Origin of the sequence: Nocardia sp. NPDC059764 (assembly GCF_042732555.1) — a bacterium.
GTDB lineage: Bacteria > Actinomycetota > Actinomycetes > Mycobacteriales > Mycobacteriaceae > Nocardia.
On record NZ_JBHWHH010000308.1, the window covers coordinates 1 to 3,793 of the forward strand.

Here is a 3,793-nt window from a genome sequence, read left to right on the forward strand (position 1 = left end):
CGGGGACGGCGGGGCGGTATCTGGACCGGCGGCGGGAGCCCTTGCCGCAGGCGGCGTTCGTGCCGCGGAAGTTGCCGCCGATCCGGTCGGCGGCGCGGGCTTCGATCGCGCGGTTGGTGCGGGCGGAGCGGGCGTTGCACGGGTTGTACGCGCAGATCGCGCGGTCCGGGCGACTGCCGGCGGATGATCTCGACGACACGCTCGAGACCGCCGCGTCGGGTGCCGCCGCTCTGCACGCCCTCGCGCAGGATGTGGTCGCCATGGAGCAGGCCGCCGGTGCGCTGGGGTCGAATTCGCCTCTGGGTGAGCATGTTCGGGCAGTTTCGGTCCGTCTCGACGGTGGCGTGGTCGAGTTCGAGGGCATGGTCGAGGCGGCCGCCCGGGTGCTGGCCGTGCCCGAAAGCGCCGCGGTGGCCGATGATCTCGGCTGGGCCATGGTCGGGCTGCGCGATGCCGCTGATCGGCTCGACGGGTGGGCTCAGGCGCTCACCGAGCTGGCCGACGAGCGTTTCCGCACGCGTCCCTGAGAACTGCCCGCGTCCGAGACGAGAACTCCGTGTGGTCTGGGGCCGTGCTCTCTCGTGAACGCCCGCACTGCCGCCCGCATTGATGTCGCGGCGGCGCGCCCCATTCCCGCATCTGGTGAGACCCCGGGGTCGCGCTTCGGGCGCGCGTGCGCGCGATGTCCGGGGAGAGCCGCGCGCGGCGGCCTCGGCCGGCAGCGCCGCAGGTGGGGCGGGGTCCGGCACCCCGGATCGACCGTTCGAGGGCGGTCGCACGACCTCGGGGTGAACCCTGATTCTGTCCCGGATATCGCGGCTGACCTGGTGATTTTCTCAGCCGGCCGACGCAGTATGGATGGTGTCGGATCGCGCGGACGGCGGTTCGGAAACTAGGAGGCAAGGAATGTTCTGGAAGATTCTCGGCGTCGTCGTCCTCGTCTGGATCGCTTTCGTGATTCTCGGCGCGCTGATCAAGAGCCTGTTCCCCATCCTGATGGTGAGCGCGGTCATCTTCGGCCTGTACCTGCTGTACAAGGTGGTGTCGGGGTCGAAGGACAAGTCGCCGCTGAGCAAGTTCTGACCGTACGGCCCACGACGGACCGTCTACCCGGGGAGACCCGGGCGGGCGGTCCGTTCTCCGTATGATCGCCGTATGGCTACTGCTGTCGTTGCCACCGCTTACGGTGGACCGGAAGTCTTGTCGCTCATCGACGTCGATGCGCCCGACCCGGGGCCGGGCGACGTCACCATCGCGGTGCGTGCCGCCGGGGTGAATCCCTTCGACTACAAGCTCTACAGCGGTGCGTTCGGCACCGATCCGAGCAAGCTGCCGATCCGGCTGGGGCTCGAGGTGGCCGGGGTGGTCACCGCCGTCGGTCCCGACGCGGTGGGCCCGGCCGGGCCGATCGCGATCGGTGACGAGGTCATCGCGACGGTGGGCGGCGGTTACGCCACCGCGGTCACCGCGAACGCCTCCCGCGTCGTGCCCAAGCCCGCCGACGTGGACTGGAAGCAGGCCGCGGGCGTGCTCAGTGTCGGCGGCACCGCGGTGCATCTGCTCGCCGCCACCGCGGTCGGCCCCGGTGACACCGTGCTGGTGCACGGCGCGGCGGGCAGCGTCGGCGCCCTGGCCGCTCAGCTGGCGGTCGCGCGCGGCGCCCGGGTGATCGGCACCGCCTCGCCGAGTCGTCATGAGCGGCTGCGGGCCTACGGCGTCGAACCCGTCGCCTACGGTCCGGGTCTCGCCGATCGGGTGAAGGCGTTGGCCCCCAATGGAATCGACGCCGCCATCGACACGGCCGGCACCGACGAGGCGGTGGACGTCTCCCTCGAACTGGTCGCCGATCGCGGTCGGATCGCGAGCATCGTGGCCTTCGGCCGCGCGGCCACCGACGGTTTCAAGGTGCTCGGCCAGGGCCCCGGCGCCGATCCGGGCACCGAGATCCGCGGCAATGCCTGGCGTGAACTGCTGCCGCTGCTGTCGGCGGGCAAGCTTGATCTGGCCATCGCGAGGACGTTCCCGCTGGCGGAAGTGGCTGCGGCGCATACATTCGTGATGGACGGCCACGCCGGTGGAAAGGTCATTCTACTGCCCTGATCGGCCTCGCCAGTTTTGGCGAATCGTCCCCCTCCGTGACCGCGCACGGCATATGTTGTTGCCCACAACATATGCCGTGTGTGCGGTCGCAACCCAGTGACCGCTGCTGAAAGGTCACCCTGATGAGGACGAAAAGCGCGCTCCCGCCGAAGAAGTCCGGACGTCGACGGGGTTACGCCGCCGCCGCGCTGGCTCTGTCCGGCCTGCTCACCCTCACCGCCTGTGGATCCAATTCCAGTACCGACACCTCCACGTCCAACGCTCCCGCCGGCGGCGGGGGAAACGGGACGGTCGGTGTCATCCTCCCCGAGACGGCCACCTCGGCCCGCTGGGAATCCTTCGACAAGCCCCTGCTGCGAAATGCCTTGAACCAGGTTGGATTCGACGCCGACGTCCAGAACGCGCAGGGCGACGTCCAGAAGTTCACCACCCTCGCCGACGGCATGATCGCCAAGGGCGTCAAGGTCCTGGTGATCGCCGCCATCAACAGCGAGGTCGGCAGCGCCGTCGCGGCCAAGGCCAAGAAGGCGGGCATCCCGACCATCGACTACGACCGCCTCAACCTCGGCGGATCCTCCGACTACTACGTGTCCTTCGACAATGTGAAGGTCGGTGAGCTGCAGGGCCAGGGGCTGGCGACCGCGCTGAAGGACAGGCCGGGCGCGCAGGTCGTCGAGATCGAGGGCGCCCCGACCGACAACAACGCCACCCTCTTCCATCAGGGCCAGCAGAAGGCACTGCAGCCGCTCTACGATTCGGGCGCGCTGAAACTGGTGCGCAGCCAGCCCATCGACGACTGGAACAACCAGAAGGGTGGCACCACCTTCGAACAGATCCTCACCGGCAATGGCGGCAAGGTCGACGGCGTGGTCGCCGCCAATGACGGCTTGGCGGGCGCGGTGATCACGGTGCTGAAGAAGAACGGCCTCAATGGCAAGGTGCCGGTGACCGGTCAGGACGCCACCGTCGACGGGCTCAAGGCGGTGCTGCGCGGGGACCAGTACATGACCGTGTTCAAGCCCATCAAGGAGGAAGCGGAGAACGCGGCCACACTCGCCGTCGCCCTGGCCAAGGGTGACAAGGCGGCCGCGGACGCGCTGGCGCAGGCCGTGAGCCAGGACCCGAAGGGCAAGCGGGACGTGAAATCCGTGCTGCTGCAACCGCAACCGATCACCAAGACCGAGGTCAAGCAGGTGGTGGACTCCGGCTTCGTGAAGGCCGGTGACGTCTGCTCCGGCGACGTCAAGTCCGCCTGCTCCGCGCTCGGCATCGCCTGAGGATTCGGCATGAATGAGCCGCTGCTCCGGATCACCGGCCTGAACAAGAGTTTCGGACCGGTGCACGTGCTGCACGACGTGGACCTCACCGTGCCGGCGGGCGAGGTCACCGCACTCGTCGGCGACAATGGCGCGGGCAAATCCACGCTGGTGAAATGTGTCGCCGGAATCCACGCCGCCGATTCGGGCGAAGTGCGATTCCGGGGCGAACCCGTTCACCTGCGTGGCGCCAAGGACGCGGCGGCGCTCGGCATCGAGGTCGTCTACCAGGACCTGGCCTTGGCCGACAATCTCGACATCGTGGCCAATATGTTCCTCGGCCGGGAGCGCGGCAAGCCGTGGCTGCTGGACGAGGCGAGCATGGAGGAGGCGGCGCGGCGCACCCTGGCCTCGTTGGGGGTGCGCACCGTGAAATC

The 3,793-nt window shown here is 68.9% G+C and carries 4 protein-coding genes and 1 pseudogene; all 5 read left to right on the forward strand.

The annotated features are described in order from the left end of the window. Positions 1 to 527 (forward strand): annotated as a pseudogene (locus ACFV4K_RS34970) (hypothetical protein); the annotation flags it as partial. Positions 528 to 906: 379 nt separating this feature from the next. Continuing rightward, on the forward strand, positions 907 to 1,083 hold the full coding sequence (locus tag ACFV4K_RS34975; RefSeq protein WP_379280583.1) for a hypothetical protein: 177 nt from the start codon (positions 907 to 909) through the stop codon (positions 1,081 to 1,083). A 72-nt stretch (positions 1,084 to 1,155) separates the two neighbouring features. Next, positions 1,156 to 2,100, forward strand: a complete 945-nt coding sequence (locus ACFV4K_RS34980) for an NADP-dependent oxidoreductase (protein ID WP_379280584.1) — start codon at positions 1,156 to 1,158, stop codon at positions 2,098 to 2,100. Positions 2,101 to 2,222: 122 nt separating this feature from the next. Continuing rightward, a complete protein-coding gene (locus ACFV4K_RS34985) occupies positions 2,223 to 3,377 on the forward strand; it encodes a sugar ABC transporter substrate-binding protein (protein ID WP_379280585.1) in 1,155 nt (384 codons plus the stop codon). A gap of 9 nt (positions 3,378 to 3,386) precedes the next feature. Then, positions 3,387 to 3,793, forward strand: a 407-nt coding sequence (locus ACFV4K_RS34990; RefSeq protein ID WP_379280586.1) for an ATP-binding cassette domain-containing protein, incomplete at its 3' end; no start/stop codon positions are given.

Excerpts from the sequence above, each read along its gene's own strand:
- ACFV4K_RS34975 (WP_379280583.1), top strand. The coding sequence starts at position 907 with ATGTTCTGGAAGATTCTCGGCGTCGTCGTCCTCGTCTGGATCGCTTTC.
- ACFV4K_RS34980 (WP_379280584.1), top strand. The coding sequence starts at position 1,156 with ATGGCTACTGCTGTCGTTGCCACCGCTTACGGTGGACCGGAAGTCTTG.
- ACFV4K_RS34985 (WP_379280585.1), top strand. The coding sequence starts at position 2,223 with ATGAGGACGAAAAGCGCGCTCCCGCCGAAGAAGTCCGGACGTCGACGG.